21 protein-coding genes are annotated in these 18785 nt (G+C 61.4%); 5 read left to right on the top strand and 16 right to left on the bottom strand.

All coding sequences use genetic code 11. From position 1 onward, the window contains the following. Positions 1 to 30: 30 nt before the first annotated feature. From FEZ60_RS01690 to FEZ60_RS01680, 3 genes are all read right to left on the bottom strand, one after another. Positions 31 to 1764: an amidohydrolase family protein gene (locus FEZ60_RS01690; RefSeq protein WP_172935392.1), complete on the bottom strand. Its 1734-nt coding sequence runs from the start codon at positions 1762 to 1764 to the stop codon at positions 31 to 33. After that, positions 1757 to 2734, bottom strand: coding sequence for an alpha/beta hydrolase (locus tag FEZ60_RS01685; protein ID WP_202025576.1), 978 nt, complete (start codon positions 2732 to 2734; stop codon positions 1757 to 1759). Before FEZ60_RS01685 ends, FEZ60_RS01690 begins: the two co-directional genes overlap by 8 nt. A gap of 100 nt (positions 2735 to 2834) precedes the next feature. Beyond that, positions 2835 to 3452, bottom strand: coding sequence for a TetR family transcriptional regulator (locus FEZ60_RS01680; RefSeq protein ID WP_172935391.1), 618 nt, complete (start codon positions 3450 to 3452; stop codon positions 2835 to 2837). Positions 3453 to 3565: 113 nt separating this feature from the next. Here FEZ60_RS01680 and FEZ60_RS01675 point away from each other — a divergent pair, with 113 nt between their 5' ends. Then, the gene (locus FEZ60_RS01675; protein WP_172935390.1) at positions 3566 to 5188 is read left to right on the top strand and encodes an NAD(P)/FAD-dependent oxidoreductase; all 1623 of its coding nucleotides are present in this window, start codon (positions 3566 to 3568) and stop codon (positions 5186 to 5188) included. 38 nt (positions 5189 to 5226) lie between these two features. Here FEZ60_RS01675 and FEZ60_RS01670 read toward each other — a convergent pair whose 3' ends face one another. The 5 genes from FEZ60_RS01670 to FEZ60_RS01650 form a co-directional block, all read right to left on the bottom strand. Next, positions 5227 to 6315, bottom strand: coding sequence for an alpha/beta hydrolase (locus FEZ60_RS01670; RefSeq protein WP_242484361.1), 1089 nt, complete (start codon positions 6313 to 6315; stop codon positions 5227 to 5229). Between the two features lie 63 nt (positions 6316 to 6378). Next, a complete protein-coding gene (locus FEZ60_RS01665) occupies positions 6379 to 7227 on the bottom strand; it encodes an SDR family oxidoreductase (protein ID WP_172935389.1) in 849 nt (282 codons plus the stop codon). A gap of 323 nt (positions 7228 to 7550) precedes the next feature. Then, a complete protein-coding gene (locus FEZ60_RS01660) occupies positions 7551 to 8135 on the bottom strand; it encodes a TetR family transcriptional regulator (protein WP_172935616.1) in 585 nt (194 codons plus the stop codon). A 49-nt stretch (positions 8136 to 8184) separates the two neighbouring features. Then, complete coding sequence (locus tag FEZ60_RS01655; protein ID WP_172935388.1) at positions 8185 to 9051, bottom strand: amidohydrolase family protein; 867 nt, start codon at positions 9049 to 9051, stop codon at positions 8185 to 8187. Between the two features lie 250 nt (positions 9052 to 9301). Beyond that, positions 9302 to 10549 (bottom strand): MFS transporter, encoded by a 1248-nt coding sequence (locus tag FEZ60_RS01650; protein WP_172935387.1) that lies wholly within the window; start codon positions 10547 to 10549, stop codon positions 9302 to 9304. A 119-nt stretch (positions 10550 to 10668) separates the two neighbouring features. Here FEZ60_RS01650 and FEZ60_RS01645 point away from each other — a divergent pair, with 119 nt between their 5' ends. Next, positions 10669 to 11607, top strand: a complete 939-nt coding sequence (locus tag FEZ60_RS01645) for a LysR family transcriptional regulator (protein ID WP_172935386.1) — start codon at positions 10669 to 10671, stop codon at positions 11605 to 11607. A gap of 8 nt (positions 11608 to 11615) precedes the next feature. Here the strand turns inward: FEZ60_RS01645 and FEZ60_RS32315 are convergent, their stop codons facing one another. Beyond that, entirely contained in the window at positions 11616 to 11918 is a 303-nt protein-coding gene (locus tag FEZ60_RS32315; RefSeq protein ID WP_242484406.1) for a uracil-DNA glycosylase family protein, read from the bottom strand. Between the two features lie 307 nt (positions 11919 to 12225). Between FEZ60_RS32315 and FEZ60_RS01635 the strand changes: the two genes are divergently transcribed. From FEZ60_RS01635 to FEZ60_RS01625, 3 genes are all read left to right on the top strand, one after another. Further along, positions 12226 to 12495 carry a Rho termination factor N-terminal domain-containing protein gene (locus FEZ60_RS01635; protein ID WP_045067483.1) on the top strand — a complete coding sequence of 90 codons (270 nt, stop codon included), beginning with the start codon at positions 12226 to 12228 and terminating at the stop codon, positions 12493 to 12495. Between the two features lie 60 nt (positions 12496 to 12555). Next, complete coding sequence (locus FEZ60_RS01630; RefSeq protein WP_172935384.1) at positions 12556 to 12696, top strand: hypothetical protein; 141 nt, start codon at positions 12556 to 12558, stop codon at positions 12694 to 12696. Between the two features lie 124 nt (positions 12697 to 12820). Further along, on the top strand, positions 12821 to 13009 hold the full coding sequence (locus FEZ60_RS01625) for a hypothetical protein (RefSeq protein ID WP_045067969.1): 189 nt from the start codon (positions 12821 to 12823) through the stop codon (positions 13007 to 13009). Between the two features lie 36 nt (positions 13010 to 13045). Here FEZ60_RS01625 and FEZ60_RS01620 read toward each other — a convergent pair whose 3' ends face one another. The 7 genes from FEZ60_RS01620 to pgsA form a co-directional block, all read right to left on the bottom strand. Further along, the gene (locus tag FEZ60_RS01620; protein ID WP_141485916.1) at positions 13046 to 13354 is read right to left on the bottom strand and encodes an AzlD domain-containing protein; all 309 of its coding nucleotides are present in this window, start codon (positions 13352 to 13354) and stop codon (positions 13046 to 13048) included. Then, on the bottom strand, positions 13351 to 13998 hold the full coding sequence (locus FEZ60_RS01615; RefSeq protein WP_346343314.1) for an AzlC family ABC transporter permease: 648 nt from the start codon (positions 13996 to 13998) through the stop codon (positions 13351 to 13353). The genes FEZ60_RS01620 and FEZ60_RS01615 overlap by 4 nt, the downstream gene beginning before the upstream one ends. 27 nt (positions 13999 to 14025) lie before the next feature. Continuing rightward, entirely contained in the window at positions 14026 to 14934 is a 909-nt protein-coding gene (pdxS, locus tag FEZ60_RS01610) for a pyridoxal 5'-phosphate synthase lyase subunit PdxS (protein ID WP_033234706.1), read from the bottom strand. Between the two features lie 103 nt (positions 14935 to 15037). After that, positions 15038 to 16060: an NUDIX domain-containing protein gene (locus FEZ60_RS01605; protein ID WP_141485917.1), complete on the bottom strand. Its 1023-nt coding sequence runs from the start codon at positions 16058 to 16060 to the stop codon at positions 15038 to 15040. After that, complete coding sequence (locus FEZ60_RS01600) at positions 16057 to 17184, bottom strand: glycosyltransferase family 4 protein (protein ID WP_045067477.1); 1128 nt, start codon at positions 17182 to 17184, stop codon at positions 16057 to 16059. The genes FEZ60_RS01605 and FEZ60_RS01600 overlap by 4 nt, the downstream gene beginning before the upstream one ends. Further along, complete coding sequence (locus FEZ60_RS01595; RefSeq protein WP_033234709.1) at positions 17181 to 18083, bottom strand: phosphatidylinositol mannoside acyltransferase; 903 nt, start codon at positions 18081 to 18083, stop codon at positions 17181 to 17183. Before FEZ60_RS01595 ends, FEZ60_RS01600 begins: the two co-directional genes overlap by 4 nt. Further along, positions 18080 to 18739, bottom strand: a complete 660-nt coding sequence (pgsA, locus tag FEZ60_RS01590) for a phosphatidylinositol phosphate synthase (RefSeq protein ID WP_033234710.1) — start codon at positions 18737 to 18739, stop codon at positions 18080 to 18082. Before pgsA ends, FEZ60_RS01595 begins: the two co-directional genes overlap by 4 nt. Positions 18740 to 18785: the final 46 nt, after the last annotated feature.

Below are 18785 nucleotides of genomic sequence, written 5' to 3'. Positions count from 1 at the left end.
TTTCCTAGGGTGTTCGGGAGGATATACCGTTCAGCGCGTGATTGATTCGGGAATCGGCCGAGAGCCACGCACCAGTCGTCCTGGTAGGGCGCCGGTGTGCTCGCCCTCCTCGAAGACAACTTCACCCGCGACAACAGTTGCGACATAGCCGGTGGCAGTCTGCATCAGCCGACGACCACCGGTTGGCAAGTCGTACAGCACTTCCGGGTGATCGGCCTGCAAACGGTCGAAATCGATCACGTTCAGGTCCGCCCGGTACCCCGGCAGTACCTGCCCGCGGTCAAGTAGACCAACCACCGCGGCTGTGTCCACGGTGTGCCGCTTGATCAACCACTCGATGGGAAACAATAATTCGGGGTTCCGGTGGTCACGACCCCAGTGCGTGAGCAGTGTTGTCGGAAAGCTTGCGTCGCAGATAGCGCCGCAATGCGCACCACCGTCACCGAGCGCCGGCACGGTATCCGGCCGAGCGAGCATCTCGCGGACGGCATCCAGATTCCCACCCGCGTAGTTGAGCATCGGGAAATACAGCAGACCACGCCCGTCTTGCGCCATCATCGCATCGTAGGCAACCTCGACCGGCGACACACCGGAACGCTCAGCAAGCGCAGCGACCGAATCATTCGGTCCCGGTTCGTAGTTGGGCGGGTCGCCAAGAAGGTAGACGCTCTCGAACTTGGTCGAGAGTCTCTGCACGAACTCACTGTCCGATACCGGATTCTCCGCCAGAAGGGCCGCTTTGACCTCGGGGCGGGACAGCTGCACCACTCTCTCCTCGCGAGGAAGATCCGCGAGTGCCGCATAGCTGGGATACGCCATGAACGGATGCCAGCTCAGCTCCCAGCCGAGCATGACTCCGACAGCTCTTGGCGCCACCTGGCCGGTGATCGGAATATTCTGTTGCGCAGAGACTTCCGCCAGCCCATCCAGTAGTGACCGCCACTTGTCCGGCGCCCGGTCGCTCTGGACGATGGACACGGACATCGGCCGCTGCGCTGCCTCGACTATGGCGCTGACAAACTCCATCTCCTCAGGTTCGTCCATGAAATCGGAGATGAAATCGATGACACCGGCCCCTGCCTTCGCCAGACCATGTGCCAGCCCGGTCAACTCCTCCCGAGAGGCCGTCAGACTGGGCGTCGGCTCGCCGGCAGACGTCTTGTGCACCGCAGACCGCGACGTCGACCAACCGAGCGCACCAGCCTCGACTGCCTCGGCAACAAGGTCACGCATCCGGTCCATTTCAGCGTCGGTCGGCCGGGCCAGATGGTCACCTCCGCGCTCCCCCATTACATACGTGCGAAGTGCGCCGTGTGGCAGTTGCGCGGCAAAGTCGATGGCATGCGGCGTATCGATCGCGTCGAGATAGTCGGGAAAAGACTCCCAGTTCCAGCTCATCCCTTCAGCGAGAACACTTCCGGGAATGTCCTCGACGCCTTCCATCAAGCTGATCAGCCAGTCGCGCTGCTCGGGTTTGACGGGTGCAAAGCCAACTCCACAGTTACCCATCACCACGGTGGTGACGCCATGCAACGACGACGGTGTCAACAACGTGTCCCACGTGACCTGTCCGTCGTAATGCGTGTGGATGTCGACAAAACCGGGGGCGACAAGCTTTCCGGACGCGTCGATCTCACGACGCCCTGCCTCGGGTACCACACCGACGACGGTGATCGTGCCGCCGTCGACAGCCACGTCTGCCCGCCGCGGCACGCTGCCCGTTCCGTCCACAACGGTCCCACCGCGAATCACCAGATCATGCATGGTCTACTGCCTCCGTCGAATCGGACTGCTGGGCAACGCCTTCGAACAAACGCGCTGTTGCTGCTGCGACTGCGGCAGCGGCCGCTGCCGCAGCCGCCGATACAGCCGTGAACTGGAGAAATCCGTGCGGCAGGCTTGGGAGGTGCTGCACCTCGACGGGCACCCCGGAACCGCGCAGCCGCTCGGCATATTCGAGGCCCTCGTCCAGCAACGGATCGTGTCCACCGACAACTACGACGGCCGGCGGCAGCCCGGACAGGTCCGCAGCGCGAATCGGTGCAAGATCGGGAGAGGTCCGGGCGTCCACGTCGGCGCAGTAATGATCGAGAAACCATCCCATCTCCCGTGCACCGAGGAACACTCCTGAGTTGGCGACGTAGGAATCCCGCGTCAGATCGGCGTCCACCACCGGATAGATGAGCACCTGCCCCAAAAGGTTGACGGCGTCATCGGACCGCATCAATTGCGCGCTCACCGCTGCGAGATTGCCGCCGGCGCTGTCACCCGTGACGACAATCCGTGGATCCAGCCCTTCGGATTCTGAAGCGACCCAGCGCAGCACCGTCAACGCATCATCCACGGCGGCCGGGAACGGGTGTTCCGGTGCCAGCCGGTAATCCACGCTCACTACCGGGACGCCAGCAGTCTCGGCGAGCAGCCGGCACATCGGGTCCGCGTAATCGAAATCCCCGGTGACCCAACCGCCGCCATGGAAATGCACGACGGTACCGGCGTGTGTCTCGTCCACCGGCCGGTAGATCCGCACCGAAACCCCGTCACCTACTGCATGCGTTTCGATCGACGCCACCTCGGGCCCAGGTGCGCAGGCCTGCAGCGCACCTCGTATCCGCTCACGCGCATCCGCTGGAGACAGCTCAACCATCGGCGGAAGCCCTGCCCCCGACGCCGCGTCCGCGACGGCCTGAAATGCCGGATCCAACGCACTTCGCTCCTGCACACCACTTGTCATGAACTAGAATCTAACTCTAGTCTGTGAATATGACAACGGTCACATCAAAATCGCGAGTCGGCGTGCGGCTGTGTTTACGAGCGTCGAACGCCGCCTTCGCTCAGACCGTGCCGTTCAACGAAAAGATCATGTCGACAGTGCGATCGAGCAGTCGATGAACCTCGGCGGCTTCCTGACGTCCCAATCCGAAAAGTACCAACTGATGAGTCAACACAGCGGTCACAATCGACACGATGTCCGCAGCGTCGCCCGCGGGCAGATCGGCAAGTTGCGCGCGATACGAGATCAGCACCTGGTCGGAGAATTCGGCAAAGATCTCGGACACAATCGGATCCGTCGACTGCCTGAGTGTGCTTTGCAAACGAAGAAAACTCGGATACTCCTCGAACCGACGGACCGAGTGGTGCAAGCGCACCCGTATCCGCTCGGCGGGCGAGCGCGACGTATCAACCGGGTTTCCATGCTTGATCGGATCCATCGCCGACCAGTCTCGCAACACCGCCGCATACAGGTGCTCCTTGGACGTGAAATACCGATATACAGTTCCGAGCGCAACGCCGGAACCCTCTGCAACATCACGGATTTGGATGCGCTCGAACTCGTCCGCAACCAACAACTCGCCGGCGACATCGATGATGTGTTGGCGCCGCGCCTGTTGACCTTTGGGCAACGACGCGGGATCCAATTGCGCCGGCCTGTCGTTGGGCCCTGCGTCCACGTTTGCATTCCTCCCGTTACATCCGAACAGCGTGCGGCGTACTCACAGCCTGCACTGATGCTACTGGCACATCCCGTCGTCCCCGCCCCTCACCGTGAATCGAGGCAGTCCCCATGCTGAACAACCCTCCGCAGACTCCAGATTGCGACGCAATTGTCGTGGGCGCCGGATTCGCCGGCCTCTATGCGCTGCACAGCCTTCGGCAACGAGGCCTCTCCGTTCGAGGGTTCGAAGCAGGTAGCAGCGTCGGCGGAACCTGGTTCTGGAACCGCTACCCCGGCGCCCGGTGCGATGTCGACAGCGCCGACTACTCGTATTCATTTGACGACGACCTTCAGCAGGAATGGATCTGGACAGAACGCTTCCCCGCGCAGCCTGAGATTCTCTCGTATCTCGAGCACGTCGCCGAGCGATTCGACCTGCGCAAGGAGATCACATTCGGAACTCGTGTGACATCAGCCGATTTCGACGAAACGGCGGGATTGTGGACGATCACGACCGACGACGGAGATTCCGTCACCGGTCGGTGGGTCGTCATGGCAACCGGTGCACTCTCATCCGCGCGAATGCCAGAATTAGCCGGCCAGCAGGATTTCCGCGGCGAGGTCCATCACACCGGACACTGGCCGTCTCAGGGCGTCGAGTTCACGGGTAAGCGCGTGGGCGTCATCGGTACCGGATCGTCCGGGGTACAGGCGATCCCGCTCATCGCCGAGCAGGCCGAACACCTCACCGTGTTCCAGCGGACCCCGGGATTTGTCATCCCAGCGCGCAACCGGCCACTCGGACAGGACGAACTCGACGAGATCAAGGCCGACTACCCCACCCGCCGCCAGAACCTGCGTGAATCCCACGGTGGCTGGATTCTCCCGCCGCCCGTCGGACTGGCACTCGAAACCGCGCCGGAAGTCCGTGACAAGGAATACGAGAGCCGCTGGGCCGGCGGCGGAATCGCCTTCCAGAACACCTTCGGCGACATCATGATCAGCGTCGACGCCAACGAGACCGCCGCTGAATTCGTACGGTCGAAGATCCGCGATACAGTCGAAGATCCCACTACGGCAGAGGCACTGTGCCCCAAGGGGTATCCATTGGGTTCGAAGCGGTTGTGCATCGGAACCGACTACTACGAGACTTTCAACCGCGACAACGTCACGCTAGCGGACCTCCGCGCCGCACCGATCGAGCACATTGTGCCCGAGGGAATCCAGACCTCAGCGGGACTGCACGAACTCGACATGATCGTCTACGCCACCGGATTCGACGCCATGACCGGCGCGTTGAACGCCATCGACATCCGCGGGCGAGATGGCATAGCACTACGCGAGGCCTGGGCGGCTGGGCCACGCACGTATCTCGGCGTTGCGGTTGCGGGCTTCCCCAACATGTTTGTCCTCACCGGACCAGGCAGCCCCTCGGTCTTGTCCAACGTCGTGGTCTCGATCGAACAGCACGTCGAGTGGGTAGTGGACTACATCGACCACATGCGCCGCGTCGGCACGCAGTTCGCCGAAGCTACCCATGCCGCTCAAGAGCAGTGGGTAGACCACGTGACCTCCATTGCCGCGGATAGTCTCTATATGCAAGCGGATTCGTGGTATCTCGGCGCCAATGTTCCCGGCAAACCGAGAATTTTCATGCCCTATCTCGGCGGCGTCGGAAACTATCGAAACCTCTGTACTCAAATCGCCGCCGACAATTACCGCGGGTTCACAACCACCCCCGAACTCGCGTAGCTGTGTATAGCGACGGCGCTACGTCCTGAATTGCTTGCTCACCGAGGCTGGACGTGTTCGTCCAGAAACTGCTGGGTCATGTCGGCAATCTCGGACGCGTTCGCGTGAAACAGGTAGTGGTGGCCGTCCAATATTTCGACCCGCTGAATCGACGGGTTGGTAATTGCCGCGCGGTGCGACGACTCCCATTCCGGGTCGGCTGTGAGTGACGACGACGCGAGAATAGACATGGCCGGCATAGTCGGAGGCAAGGTAGCGCCCTCGACGCCTCGTACATTCTCAGCTTCGTGCGCGGTCTCGGCGAGCATCGTTGAATTCAATACCCACGAGTAGGAACGCAAATATAGTTCTTGCTGATCAGGGGTATATTCGGCGGCGTCGCCGAGACTTTCACGGTAGTCGGCCGCGAGCCCCAGGTAATCGGTATTCATATCCAAGTAGATCAAGTCCCGTACCCCGCCGAGCGCCGTGACCGTAGACATCCAGCCCGGCCACTCCGGCGCACCTTCGGCAAGTTCGGACGTATATCGCTCGTCGTCGACTCCTACTACCGCGGCCACCTCGTCAGGATGGTTGGTAACCCACCACATCGCGTACAGACCGGAAAGGGAATGCGGCATAAGAACATAGGGTCCGTTCAACCCCAGGGCACTCAGCGCAGAACGGGTCTCGTCGACGATTGCTTCGCTGGTTCGCGGTGCGTCTGTGCCGTCACTGAGTCCCAACCCGAAGTTTTCGACGGTAACCACCGTGTTCGCCTCAGCGAGGCGTCGCGCGAGGGGCGCAAAATCGAGGATCGGCTCAGGTGTACCCAAACCTGGCATGAGGACGATGGTACGTGGGCCGGAGCCTTGAATCGCAACGCTCATCCGATGTCCGTCCACCTCGACGTAACGGTGCGAGGGACCGATCAGCGCCTCGATGGCTTGCTTGTCCCGTGGAGTTTGCCACCGATGATTGATGGTCGAGATCGCAACAGCACCAACAACTATCGCGAGCACGGAGACGCAGATCCATCGCACCACGCGAAGGAATCGCCGCCGCGGCTTACGGCCCGTCGAATCACCGACCTGCTCCTGCGATTGCGGCTCGACGACAATTGGATCAGTTCCCCTGGTGTCCCCCACACGACTAACCTAGCCGACGCCGCTTCTGGAGATCAGGCAGAAGGCAATTGTCGGAATTTGCCGTCAACCGGGCAGCGTTTCTCCGCCGATCGGCGCAAGCACCTCCCCGGAGTAATAAGACGACATAGTTTCCGAGGCAAAGAACACGTACGAGGGTGCGATCTCGTCCGGCTGGGCTGCCCGCCCGTACGGTGCCTGTTGACCAAAAGACTCCACCTTGTCCTTGTCCAATGTCGCCGGTATCAGCGGCGTCCATACCGGGCCAGGGGCAACACAATTGACGCGAATCGATCGCTCACGCAACGACTGGGACAGTGAGTACGTCAGCGCAATGACGGCCCCCTTGGTCGCCGAGTAGTCGATCAAGCTCTTATTTCCGCGCAGGCCGTTGATCGACGCCGTGTTGATGATCGACCCACCGCCTCTCAGATGGGGAACCGCTGCCTTGCTGACGTGGAAATAGCTGTCGATGTTCACCGCGAAGGTCCGACGCCACTGCTCGTCCGACAGCTCGACGAAGTCATCGACAGGTTGTTGGTAGGCAACATTGTTGACGAGGATATTCAAGCCTCCCAGCACGTCCACCGTCTGCCCGACCACATCATTGCAGTGGTACGGATCCGCGAGGTCGCCCCGCATCAGATGACACTTTCTGCCTTTATGCGCAACAAGTGCGGCGGTGTGATGGGCGTCGGCGTCTTCCTCGAGATAGGCAATCGCGACATCGGCTCCTTCCTTGGCAAATGCAACAGCCACAGCCCTTCCGATACCGGAATCGCCACCTGTGATCAACGCACGCTTGCCGTCGAGCAGGCCCCGCCCGACATAACCGTTCATCTCGTCGCGGGGTTTTTCACTCATGTCGCCGGTGTGCCCGGGGTATTCGATTCGCTCGCGCGGATGCTCACTCATCACAAGCCCCTCTCGTTGTGCCGCTGTTCGCGCTGCCAGCGATCAGCTACCCGGCGAGTCCAACACTGAAACCCGAAACCCACCTCAGGGTTGGCGAACGGAGTATTGGGGAACACGACCGGCATGATCGATCCTTTTGCGTTGGCGTACAACACCCCGTCGGGTACCGGGCCCGATCCGGTTCCGCCGAACCCCGTGCCTGAACCAATCCCGCCAGCGCCGGAACCCGTACCGCCGACGCCACCGCCGGTACCCCCGACTCCAACGCCGCCCAACCCCTATCCACCGGACCCGATTCCCCAGATCCCGTAAACGACGCATCTCTAGGAGTAATCGCGCAAGACCAGTCGACAGATCTCCTCCACATTGCGCAGCGCCTCTGGATAGCCGATGCGACCAGTGGTCCACAAGATCAACGAATTAAGCATCACACTGCCAATGGAAAGCGACGCCAGACGAGCCAACTCAGCCGGGACTCCGTCCATCAGTCCGAAAATCACCGAGCGGTTGGCGGCGGCTCGCTCGTCCATCGTGTCCCGAACGTAAGGGTCGTCCGACGTCTGCATGTCGACCTCGAGCCGCGCAAAGTGGGGCCTGCGGTGGAATGCCTTCATCTGGCGGCGATACAGGTCGAGGACTCGATCAAGGACTGAGTCGTGGCCGCCATACCGCGCACGTCCACTCGCTTGTTCACGTGCAAGCCGATCGGCGAGGATGTCGTTCCACGCAACTATCGACGCCGCCATGAGTTGCTGTTTGGCCGGGAAATAGCGGTACACCGTTCCGAGCGCGACGCCCGACCGTTCGGAAACCTCGCGCATCTGGACCTTGTCCGGGCTCATATCGGCGAGCATCTCGATGACAGTGTCGGTGAGTGCCTTACGACGTTCGAGCTGGGATGCCGTCATGTCGTCTGGGTTCAGCGGAAAGGCGACAGATGCATCGGTCACTGCGCGATCACTCCTTCAACTTCAGAACCTTGCGGGCGTTCACATGCAGGAACTTCGGCCACACGTCCTCGTTGAACGGCACGTGCGGCATGTCCGTGAAGATGCGGTCCAACGTCAATCCGGCCGGAAAGTAGCCCGCATAGATGATCTTGTCGGCGCCACGCGAATTTGCGTAATCAACTATCGCCTTGGGGTAGTGCTTCGGCGCGAAAGCCGACGTCGAATAGTACAAGTTCGGCCACTTCAGCATCAGCTTGACAGCCAATTCCTCCCACGGTTCACAGCCGTGCCTGGTGACAAACACAAGATCGGGGAAATCGAACATCACGTCGTCGATGAGTTCCACGTGCTGCACAGCAGATTTCAATCGCGGCCCCGCGATACCGGCGCACGCAAAGATCGGGATATCGAGTTCGACGCACTTCGCGTAGATGGGGTACATCTGGGGCGCGTTGAGAGCCACCTGCGGAAAGGTGCCCGCGGCAAACGAACTCACCGATCTGATGCCGAATTCCTCGTACTCACGCGTCATTGTCGACAGGGTGCCCATGATGTCGTTGGGGTCCACAGCGGAGCCTTGTGGCACAAAACGGTCGGGGAACCGTTGCACTGCAGTCCTACCCGACTCTGTCGCCACGGTAACCATACCGATCTCGATACCGTGCTTGTCCATCTCACGCAACGTCACCGACACCGGGTCGTCGGTGGGCAATTCCTTGGGCACACCTTTGAACATGTACTCGGCCGGAAACTCGAACGACTCCCGACTTTCCCGGTCCTTGGTCTGCTCAGTGATGAAGTCGTACTCGTGCCCACCGGCTTCACGGAAGCCAATGAGAGTGTCGATGATCGGAATGTCCTCGTACGACGCCATACCTGCGACTCCTCCGCCGTCGGTTCACCTACCGAATCGAATTCCAGAAATGAAACTGTGTTCTATTTATTGGTAAGCCTCAGAGTAGAGCTTGGTCGCGTAGATGTCCATCGCCGCCGGATCACGAAATATACAGATAATATGCTGATTCGGATGCCCGTGATAAATCATGTTCTGACCGACCAGCGCATCGCGCATTTGCATAGACCTGAAATATTGTTCTAGATCATGGACGCCACGTCTGAGTGAGTCATCCTGCCCGGACGCCTTTACCCGACACACCAGCCTCGGGCGCGGTCATATGCGCCCGTTGAGGCAACAGGAGCGGGGTGGCAAGTAGGAGAAGGCCTGCCGTCGTGATCCCGGCCAGCGGACTGGTGAGTGTCGCGAGCACGCCCCACACCAACATGAGCGTCGCCTGGGCGAGTTTGCTGCTGACGCTCCATGTGGTGAGGACCTGCGCGGCGTGATCGGCAGAAGTGCGCTGCAAGCGTTCGGTCGCATTAATGGGATTGAAGATGCCCATACACGTGATCAACAGGCCCTCAACGATAATCACCGTGATAAGTCCGGCGACGCCGGGTTGGGTGAACGCGAGGCCGAGCGGGAAGATCGAGCGCAGCCAACCGGAGACGATCATAACGCGGTAGCGCCCGTACCGAGCGACGAGTGGCGCGGAAAGGCGGGCACCCGCGAAACCCCCGAGTGCTGGGATGCTGAACGCAAGACCGTATTGCCAAGCGGTGAAATGGTATTGACCGAGAAGGAGGACGGCCAGGAGGGGGCTGGTTGCCATGATCAGGCCACTGACTATCACGGAATTGAGAAACAGACGTTGTAGGACGCGGTCGGCGTGAATGTGCCGCCAGCCGTTCAACAGGTCAGTGGCGCGCACACTGGTGGGCGCGCCTCCAGGCGCCTCGACGTCGTCGCCACGAATGCGGAGAACCCCGAGAGCGGACAGCAGAAAGCTGAAGGCGTCGGCCGCGACTGTGACGACTGGACCGAGCAGTCCGATGAGCGCGCCGCCAAGGGGCGGACCCGCCGCGGTTGCCACCCAACTCGTGCTTTCAAATCTTCCGTTTGCGACAAGGAGGTGATCGCTGCGGACGACATGTTTCAGATATGCGCCGGAAGCGGCAGAGAAGACGATACCTGCGGTTCCGGAGACAACCGAGACAACCAGCAGTTGCCCATAGGTCAGGATGTCGAAGAAATACGCGATCGGAATACTCGCCATTGCGAAGAATCGGGCCAGGTCCGTCGCGATCATCACCGGCCGTTTTGCCCTGCGCTCGACCCACGGCCCGAGCGGGAACGCAACGATCGCGGCAACGGCAAGTCCCGCCGATCCCAGGAGCGCGACTGCAAATGCCGATGAGTGCAGCACTTGCACAGCAATGAGGGCGAACGCTCCGAAGGCAAGCCACGTGCCGTAGGTGCTGATGGCGTAGGCCGTCCACAGCCAGCCGAAACTGCGCCCCAAGTCCACCCGCATACAACTCCCCTTTGCAACGCCGACGTCGGCATGAATCACACCAGCTGTACCGACGCACGATCAAACAACCGACACTCGGCGAGCCCCAACGATCAGTTGTGCGTGAATAGGCTGGGCTGATGGATACCGAAGCAGTGCGATCATTCGTACGGGCGGCAGAGCTCGGACAGCTGCAACATGCAGCCAACGAGCTGGGTGTGACACAACAAGCCGTCTCGAAGCGTGTCGCCGCGCTGGAGCGCGAGCTGGAAGTTCGGTTGTTCACCCGTACCGCCCGCGGAGTCGAGCTGACGCTTGATGGTCAAGCATTTCTCCCGCATGCGCGGGACATCGTCACTGGAGTCGAGCGCGCCATCACTGCAGTCCGACCAGGTTCGCGGGCACTTCGAATCGACGTTCTCGGCCTGCGTAGCGCGCAGGCCGTTATTCTGCACGACTATTGGCGGTCACATCCCGAAATCAATCTCGACGTAGTGACTCTCAGAGTCAACGACCCGCGCGTAGCCGTCGCCGCCGTCGAAGCGGGCGAAATCGACGCCACGTTTCGCACCGTGACAGATCCGACGATGTTGCCGCGCGACGTGCGCACGATTCACGCTTTCGATTCCCCATTGGAACTCCTTGTCGGACCACGACATCCACTTGCCTCCTCGCGAACACTGACGCCACCTCAGCTGCGCAGGCATCGGATCTGGGTACCGGGTATCGCGCCCCGCACCGAATGGGGAGAGTTCTACGATCAGCTCGCCACCGAATTCGACTTACGCATCGACGCCACCGGCCCGCACTTCGGCGACGAAGTCCTTCTCGAGACCCTCGCGGACTCCGCGGACGTGGCCACTCTCGTCGGTGCGCGCGACCGCTACATCTGGCCGACTAACTACGACCTGCGCCGCATACCGATCGTGAATCCAACTCTCGCATATCCGCTTTCGCTCATTCTCCGCACCGCGAATCCACACCCTTCACTAGCGGCAATCATCAAGCACTTCGGAAACCTGACACCGCTCCCGGAAGCGGTATGGCGTCCATCCTGGGCAACGTCGGCGCCGCAATGACTGCGATCCTAGGGCGCCACGGCTACCTCGCAGTCACGCACGAAGGCGTCGAAAACACTGCGACGTTGCTCCGGCGGTCCACGAAGTATCGCGGAGGGATGAATCGTCGCAAACACGGTCGGGTCGCACGAAACCGGAATGTCATCACCAAGATGCAGTTCCTCCTGGCGATGTGCGGGTTTGGTGATGTAGACCGTATCCATCTCGATCTGCGCGGAATCGAGCGCCTGGTGCAAGATTTTGCCTGCCGCACCGACAAAGGGCTTGCCCGCACGGTCCTCCTGGCCCCCGGGCTGTTCACCGACCAGCATGACCGTCGCAGAACGCCTTCCTTGTCCGAGGACAGTCTGCTGCGCCGCATGGAAAACTGACACCCACGACAGTCGGCTGACGCCGCTCTCAGCGTAGAAAATACTACGACTGTCCGGTACAAACTCCTGTGCCCCGATTGCTCTCGGTGCTCGATTGTCGGCGACCATGGTTTCGTATTCCCCTGAACAGCAACAACAATCATCACTCCGAAAGCGTGTCGTAATGGCACCAATCGGTGGTTTTTCACACCTGGCGACGGGTACACCGAAAGCGAACACATCCCAACTCGGTAGGAGGAGCACCGCCATGCCTCGCAAGGGATCCGATCCCCATCTCAAAGACCAGGAACTGTACGAGGACCTGCGCGACAAGGGCGAATCCAAGGAGAAAGCCGCACGAATATCGAACGCCGCTGCCAGTCGCGGGCGTGGAAACGTCGGCAGAAAGGGCGGTGAGGCAGAGAACTACGAGGACCGCACGGTGACGGAACTGAAAAAGCGCGCCAAGGAAATCGGGCTGTCCGGCTACTCCTCGATGAAGAAGAGCGAACTGATCGATTCGCTCCGCAACCACTGACAGTGCGAACGGTACCCAATCCCATGGCAACTACGACATCGCGGGAGTCCCAAATCGCTGTTGGAAAAATTCAGTGGCATCGGACCGGTCGGCGCCGACAAACTTGCCTCTCTAGTCGGCAACAACGAGACCGCACGCCTCGCAGCAGCGTTGATCCGGGCATCTCTCGACGATGAACTTCGCGAGAAGGTCCTGCAGTGATCCAGACTTCGAGGCGTTGACTTCGATATTGTGCCCGCGTTGACTGGATAGCGAGGACTTGTCGCCTTATATGCACTCCGATGTGATCGTTCCGGAGTTCGATCACGAAGTCGAGAGGACGGTCATGACAAATAATGCACCCGGTGAGCATCTCTCCGAGGAACCTCAATCCGAGCGAGGCGAACCTGGCTCTCGCGATACCGGTTCGAACGAGCCTGGCGGCGGACCCGTCGACCGGCCGGAAGGATCGTTCGATCACGAGGAGACCATCTCTACCTCGGACACCGACGACTCCGATTCAGCGTCCGAGTAAGCCGGCCTGAAAATAGCCCGACAGCCGACCTCTGATTCAGGCCACCCCCACTACCCTCAGCACCGCCGTCGTCGCAGCTGCGCCCACCACAATCACCACGAATGGTGCACGGCGCCAAATCAGTACGCCTGCGACAGCAACACCGAGCACCCGCGCCCACCCGGCAAAACCGTCACCGGAGTACACGGTCTGCGTAGCGGCCAGCGATACCAACAGTGCGGTTGCGCCCAACCCGAGCATGCGTACCGCCCGCGGACTGAGATGAATTCGATCCCGCAACACTGGCCCGGAAATACGAAAGCCAAAGGTTCCCAAGGCAATCAGGCCGATGATCCACCAACTCATCGGTTACGGCCCGCAGCGATCAAACCGAGCAAGCCGGCGATGACGCCGAGACCGGCAGGCAACACAGGCGTCAGAACCACCGCAATGGCCGCCCCCAGCAACGCAACCCGGCGGTCGAGCCGGTCTCGCCACGCTCCGGCGGTGAGCGCCAGCAGTGCTGCCGGAAATGCCGCGTCGATACCGAGCGCGTTGGGATCGCCCAGAAGATTGCCGCCGACTGCGCCTATCGCGGTACCGATATTCCACGCAAGAAACAGCGTGATTCCCGCAGCGAAGAACGTCTTGCGGGCACGAGCCACGTCACCGTGCGACGCAAGCTCCGCTGTGGTGAAAGCCGTGGCGTGCGCGCCGAAGATGCGTGAGCGCCAATTCCCCCGCAGAACGTCGGCAAGCACCAATCCGTACGGCAGGTGACGCGCGTTGAGAAGCAGCCCACCAAAAACGACAGCGGCGGGGGCTGCACCTGCAACCACCGCCGCCACCACGAGAAACTGAGCTCCGCCCGCGTAGACGATGCCCGACAGAGCAATAACCTGCGGCAACGACACCCCCGCCGCTACCGCAACCGCTCCGAACGAGGCACCGACCAACGCCATCGCCAATCCCAACGGGAGTAGAGCCGCAAGGGATTGACGATCAGGCACCAAGTCAGATTACCGCCCTGGAAAAAATCACCAACCGCGCTCGGCGAGACGATGTCCGACGGGCAGGTCGTCGACGTTGATGCCGACCATTGCTTCGCCCAGACCGCGAGAAACCTTGGCCAGCACGTCCGGGTCGTCGAAGAACGTCGTGGCCTTGACGATGGCCTCGGCACGCTGCTGCGGGTTACCGGACTTGAAGATGCCCGATCCGACAAACACGCCCTCGGCGCCGAGCTGCATCATCATCGCGGCGTCGGCCGGCGTGGCGATGCCACCGGCGGTGAACATGGTGACGGGAAGCTTGCCGGCCTTGGCAACCTCGACGACGAGCTCGTACGGAGCCTGCAATTCCTTTGCCGCGACGTACAGCTCGTCCTCGCTGAGCGAGGTGAGACGACGGATCTCCGCGCGGATGGTGCGCATGTGGGTGGTGGCGTTGGAGACGTCTCCGGTGCCGGCTTCACCCTTGGAGCGGATCATGGCCGCACCTTCGTTGATACGACGCAGTGCTTCACCGAGGTTGGTAGCACCACAAACGAAAGGAGCCGTGAACTTCCACTTGTCGATGTGGTTGGCGTAGTCGGCCGGGGTGAGAACTTCGGACTCGTCGATGTAGTCGACGCCGAGGCTCTGCAGGATCTGCGCTTCGACGAAGTGGCCGATACGCGCCTTCGCCATGACGGGGATGCTGACGGTGGAGATGATGCTGTCGATCATGTCCGGATCGCTCATACGCGAGACGCCGCCCTGGGCGCGAATGTCTGCGGGGACGCGCTCGAGTGCCATGACAGCTACAGCGCCGGCGTCTTCGGCGATCTTGGCCTGCTCGGCGGTGACCACGTCCATGATCACACCACCCTTGAGCATCTCGGCCATACCGCGCTTGACGCGTGCGGTGCCAACGGCAGTGGTGGGGGCGGAATCGGGGGTGCTCACAGCAAACTCCTGCAATAGTGGCGTGATGATCGAACCCCAGAACTGTAGAACGAACCGGCCTTTGATTCCGTAGCCAATTTGCCATTGCTGGCCTTAAATACGATCAGCGGATCGAGCGTACTTCCGGATCTTCGGTGCCATCAGCGACGGTGGCAGCTTCTGCCAGCAGGTTTGCCAAATCGAGCGGATACACCGGCTCCCCAGCCCTTGTCAGTTCACGAATGACGTCAGCGCTGCACCACCGGTAGCCGGAAATCGCACGTTGTTCCAATTCGGTGTGGCCCTTGAACACCGGAGTGAAGCCAGAGGTACGAGTGGTGAAGAACAATTCCTCCGAGCGGATCAATTCGCCGTCGAACGGGAAGATCGCGACGCGGCGCCACAGCGGTCCACGGAGGTCTTCCGGCGCGATCGTCAACCCTGTTTCCTCGGCGACCTCACGAACTGCAGCGGCCCGAATTTGTTCGCCACGCTCGATTCCCCCGCCGACGGTGAACCAGAACTGACGGTCCGGGATCTTCGGATCATGTCCGCGCAGAAGCAGCACGCGGTTTTGTCGATCGAGCAGCACCACTCGTGCGGACGTCCGAGCCGTATCCACGGTGATGCCCTCGGGAACTGCGGCCGCGGTGGTCCGTTCGGTGATCTCGAAATACTGTGGCAGCGGCGCGGTTCCACCCAGGTGAAGCCAGCGGACCAACCTACGGGTTCGCAACGCGAGGGTGTCACGGACAGCGTCGTTGTGGAACCGCCGAGCGATCAGTACCCGAGCCTCCGCGTCAGCCAGCTCCGCAACCAACTGCGGCCGCAGCGACGTCGTTCCATATGCGGCAAGCGCATTGGAGAGTCGGTTCTCCGCCAGCTCACGGTCCTGCCGATCGGCACGTTCGGCAGCATCCGCCAGCTTCACGAACCGTCGAGCGTCCTCGGCACTCATGTCGACCGCCGCAGCGCGAACCACAGCAGCCCGGCGCGACAACGCCGCATCGAGCGCCAGCCACGACTGATCGGACCGGACGTGCAAGCGGTCCAACCGGTTTGCCGTTGCGTACGCCCAGAGCCCGATGACCAGAACAACCGCAGCGATGAGCCCGAGGACAAAAATTGTCAGTGCAGAAAAAGTCACGATCCCACCACATGCACGCCGGCGCCGCCCACGGTCACGGTCTCGTAGACCCGCAGGATCTGTTCGGCCACAACAGGCCAGTCGTATTCGGCAACCACCGCGGTCGCAGTATTGACCAAAGCTCTACGACGGTCAGGATCACCGAGAACCGAATCGATAGCCACGGCAAGTGCGTCGGAATCCCCGATCGGAACCAACAATCCGGCCTGTCCGTCGCGAAGCACCCGGCGGAAGGCGTCGAGTTCACTGGCCACGACTGCGGTCCCCGCTGCCATCGCCTCCACCAGCACGATCCCGAAGCTCTCCCCACCGAGGTTGGGTGCGCAGTACACGTCGGCACTACGCAACGCCGACGCTTTCTCCTCGTCACTGACCTGACCGAGCAGACGCAAGTGGCGGGAGTACCGACCGGCTTCCTTACGGAGCTTGTCCTCGTCGCCGCGCCCGACGACAATGACCTCGAGGTTCGGATGACGCTCGACCAGCGCGGGCAATGCACCCAACAGCACCGCCATCCCCTTGCGCGGTTCGTCGTAGCGACCGAGGAACAAAATGGTTCCACCTTCGCGCGGATAGCCGGGTAGAAGTTCCGCCCCCGCAAACGCAGCAACGTCGACGCCGTTCGGGATCTCGACGGCGTCGGATCCCAGGGACTCGACCTGCCACCGACGGGCCAACTCCGAGACAGCGATGCGGCCACTGATCTTTTCGAGGTAGGGAGCTAATACGCCTTGGAAAGTGCTCAGTACCAACGACTTCGTGGTCGACGTATGGAACGTCGCGACAATCGGCCCCTCCGCAATGCGCAACGCAAGCATCGACAGACTGGGCGCGTTCGGCTCGTGAATGTGCAGAACGTCGAAGTCACCTTCGGCGATGAACTTACGCAAACGCGCATTCGCGGTAGGCCCGAAGGACAACCGCGCGACGGAACCGTTGTACGGAATCGCGACGGCTTTGCCTGCCGAGACGACGAACTCGGGCAGTTCGTCGTCATCCGACGACGGCGCCAACACACTGACCTTGTGCCCGCGCTCGATCAACACCTCGGCCAGATCCACCACATGCGCTTGCACCCCACCGGGTACGTCGAACGAATACGGGCAGATCATGCCGATTTTCATTCACCCTCCATGCGGGCGAGCCGCGATTCGGAAAGGTCGGAACGCCAGAGTGGTTGAAGCATGTGCCAATCCGCCGGGTGCGCTGCGATGTTGATCGCAAACTGGTCGGCTAACGCTTGAGTGGCCGGGCCGACGCCTTCGGACACGTCGATCGGCGGATCGATCTTGAATCCCCAACCGTCGTCGGTGAACCAGCAGTGCACCGGCAACAAGGCCGCTCCGGTGTCGATGGCAAGCTTTGCGGGGCCGGCGGGCATGCGAGTGGGTTCGCCGAAGAACGTCACCGGCACGCCCTTTTTCGCTAGGTCGCGCTCCCCTAGCAGGCACACAATTTTGTTCTCGTGCAGATCTTTCGACAGTTCGACGAACGGTGGATGCTCCCCGCCGCTCAGCGGGAAGATCTCGAAGCCGAGGCTCTCGCGATACTCCACAAAACGCTCGTACAGCGATTCCGGCTTCAGCCGCTCCGCAACCGAGGTCAAGCCACCCCACTGCTGAACACACCACACGCCGGCCATGTCCCAGTTGCCGCTGTGCGGCAAGGCCAACACAGCGCCCTTGCCGTCTGCCATTGCCTTCTCGAGGTACTCCTGACCCTCGACCAGATCGCTCAGTGCCTTGCCCGTCACCGCCAAATCCATCGACGGCAATCGGAACGCCTCACGCCAATACCTCGCGTACGAGCGCATCGACTCCTTGATCAGCTGATCCGGAACCTCAGCCGGCGTCGTTCCGAGAACTCTGGCAAGGTTCTTGCGCAGTTGTTCTGGACCACCTTTGCGCACTGCAAAATCCGCGCCGGCGTCAAAAAGCTTGACCGCGACGGACTCCGGCAGACTGCGAACCAGTCTCCACCCGGCGGCGTAACCCAAATCGGTAGCGCGCTCGGCAACACTCACTTGTCGGACTCACCTTCGGTGTCGGATGCAGCCGGTGCGATCGGTAGAAGCTCCCGTGCACCAGGCGAATTCCGCACCGCAAGCACACGCTGGAAAACAGTCACGATACTGCCCGCGGCAAGGACCCACATGGCGATGTGGATCGCCCACGGCAATCCGAGGCCGGTGAGGCCGGAACCGACCAAGACGATGACCAGACGATCCGGACGCTCGATCCAACCGCCATCAGCCGTCAGACCGCTCGCCTCGGCTCTGGCCTTCGCGTAAGAAATGACCTGGCTGGTAACCAAACAGATCAGTGTTGCCACCAGGAGCCACTTGTTGTTCTCGTGGTAGACGGCCCACCAGGCCAGGCCCGCAAAAATCGCACCGTCGGCAACACGGTCACACGTGGCGTCGAGAACCGCGCCATAGCGGGTTCCGCCGCCACGGGCGCGAGCCATCGCACCGTCCAGCATGTCGAACATGACAAAGAACCAGATGAAGATGGTTCCCCAGAACAGATGACCGGACGGGAACAGTGTCACGGCGCCGGCGATGCTCGCGACCGTGCCGATGATCGTGACCGCATCGGGCGTCAATCCGGTCTTGATCAGAGCTTGGCCCATCGGTGCCGTCACCTTGGACACCGATGCGCGTCCGAAGAAGCTCAACACCTCTGGAAACCTCCACCTCGTGAGTCCCGAAGCGGGACCCGTCGAA

The sequence above is a fragment of the Rhodococcus sp. MS16 genome (genome assembly GCF_013277795.1).
Taxonomy (GTDB): domain Bacteria; phylum Actinomycetota; class Actinomycetes; order Mycobacteriales; family Mycobacteriaceae; genus Rhodococcus_F; species Rhodococcus_F globerula.
The sequence above is the reverse complement of the archived record's forward strand: the minus strand, read 5'-3'. Positions and strand labels throughout refer to the sequence as shown.

Excerpts from the sequence above, each read along its gene's own strand:
- FEZ60_RS01690 (WP_172935392.1), bottom strand. The coding sequence starts at position 1,764 with ATGCATGATCTGGTGATTCGCGGTGGGACCGTTGTGGACGGAACGGGC.
- FEZ60_RS01685 (WP_202025576.1), bottom strand. The coding sequence starts at position 2,734 with ATGACAAGTGGTGTGCAGGAGCGAAGTGCGTTGGATCCGGCATTTCAG.
- FEZ60_RS01675 (WP_172935390.1), top strand. The coding sequence starts at position 3,566 with ATGCTGAACAACCCTCCGCAGACTCCAGATTGCGACGCAATTGTCGTG.
- FEZ60_RS01665 (WP_172935389.1), bottom strand. The coding sequence starts at position 7,227 with ATGAGTGAGCATCCGCGCGAGCGAATCGAATACCCCGGGCACACCGGC.
- FEZ60_RS01660 (WP_172935616.1), bottom strand. The coding sequence starts at position 8,135 with ATGACGGCATCCCAGCTCGAACGTCGTAAGGCACTCACCGACACTGTC.
- FEZ60_RS01655 (WP_172935388.1), bottom strand. The coding sequence starts at position 9,051 with ATGGCGTCGTACGAGGACATTCCGATCATCGACACTCTCATTGGCTTC.
- FEZ60_RS01650 (WP_172935387.1), bottom strand. The coding sequence starts at position 10,549 with ATGCGGGTGGACTTGGGGCGCAGTTTCGGCTGGCTGTGGACGGCCTAC.
- FEZ60_RS01645 (WP_172935386.1), top strand. The coding sequence starts at position 10,669 with ATGGATACCGAAGCAGTGCGATCATTCGTACGGGCGGCAGAGCTCGGA.
- FEZ60_RS32315 (WP_242484406.1), bottom strand. The coding sequence starts at position 11,918 with ATGCTGGTCGGTGAACAGCCCGGGGGCCAGGAGGACCGTGCGGGCAAG.
- FEZ60_RS01635 (WP_045067483.1), top strand. The coding sequence starts at position 12,226 with ATGCCTCGCAAGGGATCCGATCCCCATCTCAAAGACCAGGAACTGTAC.
- FEZ60_RS01625 (WP_045067969.1), top strand. The coding sequence starts at position 12,821 with ATGACAAATAATGCACCCGGTGAGCATCTCTCCGAGGAACCTCAATCC.
- FEZ60_RS01620 (WP_141485916.1), bottom strand. The coding sequence starts at position 13,354 with ATGAGTTGGTGGATCATCGGCCTGATTGCCTTGGGAACCTTTGGCTTT.
- FEZ60_RS01600 (WP_045067477.1), bottom strand. The coding sequence starts at position 17,184 with ATGAAAATCGGCATGATCTGCCCGTATTCGTTCGACGTACCCGGTGGG.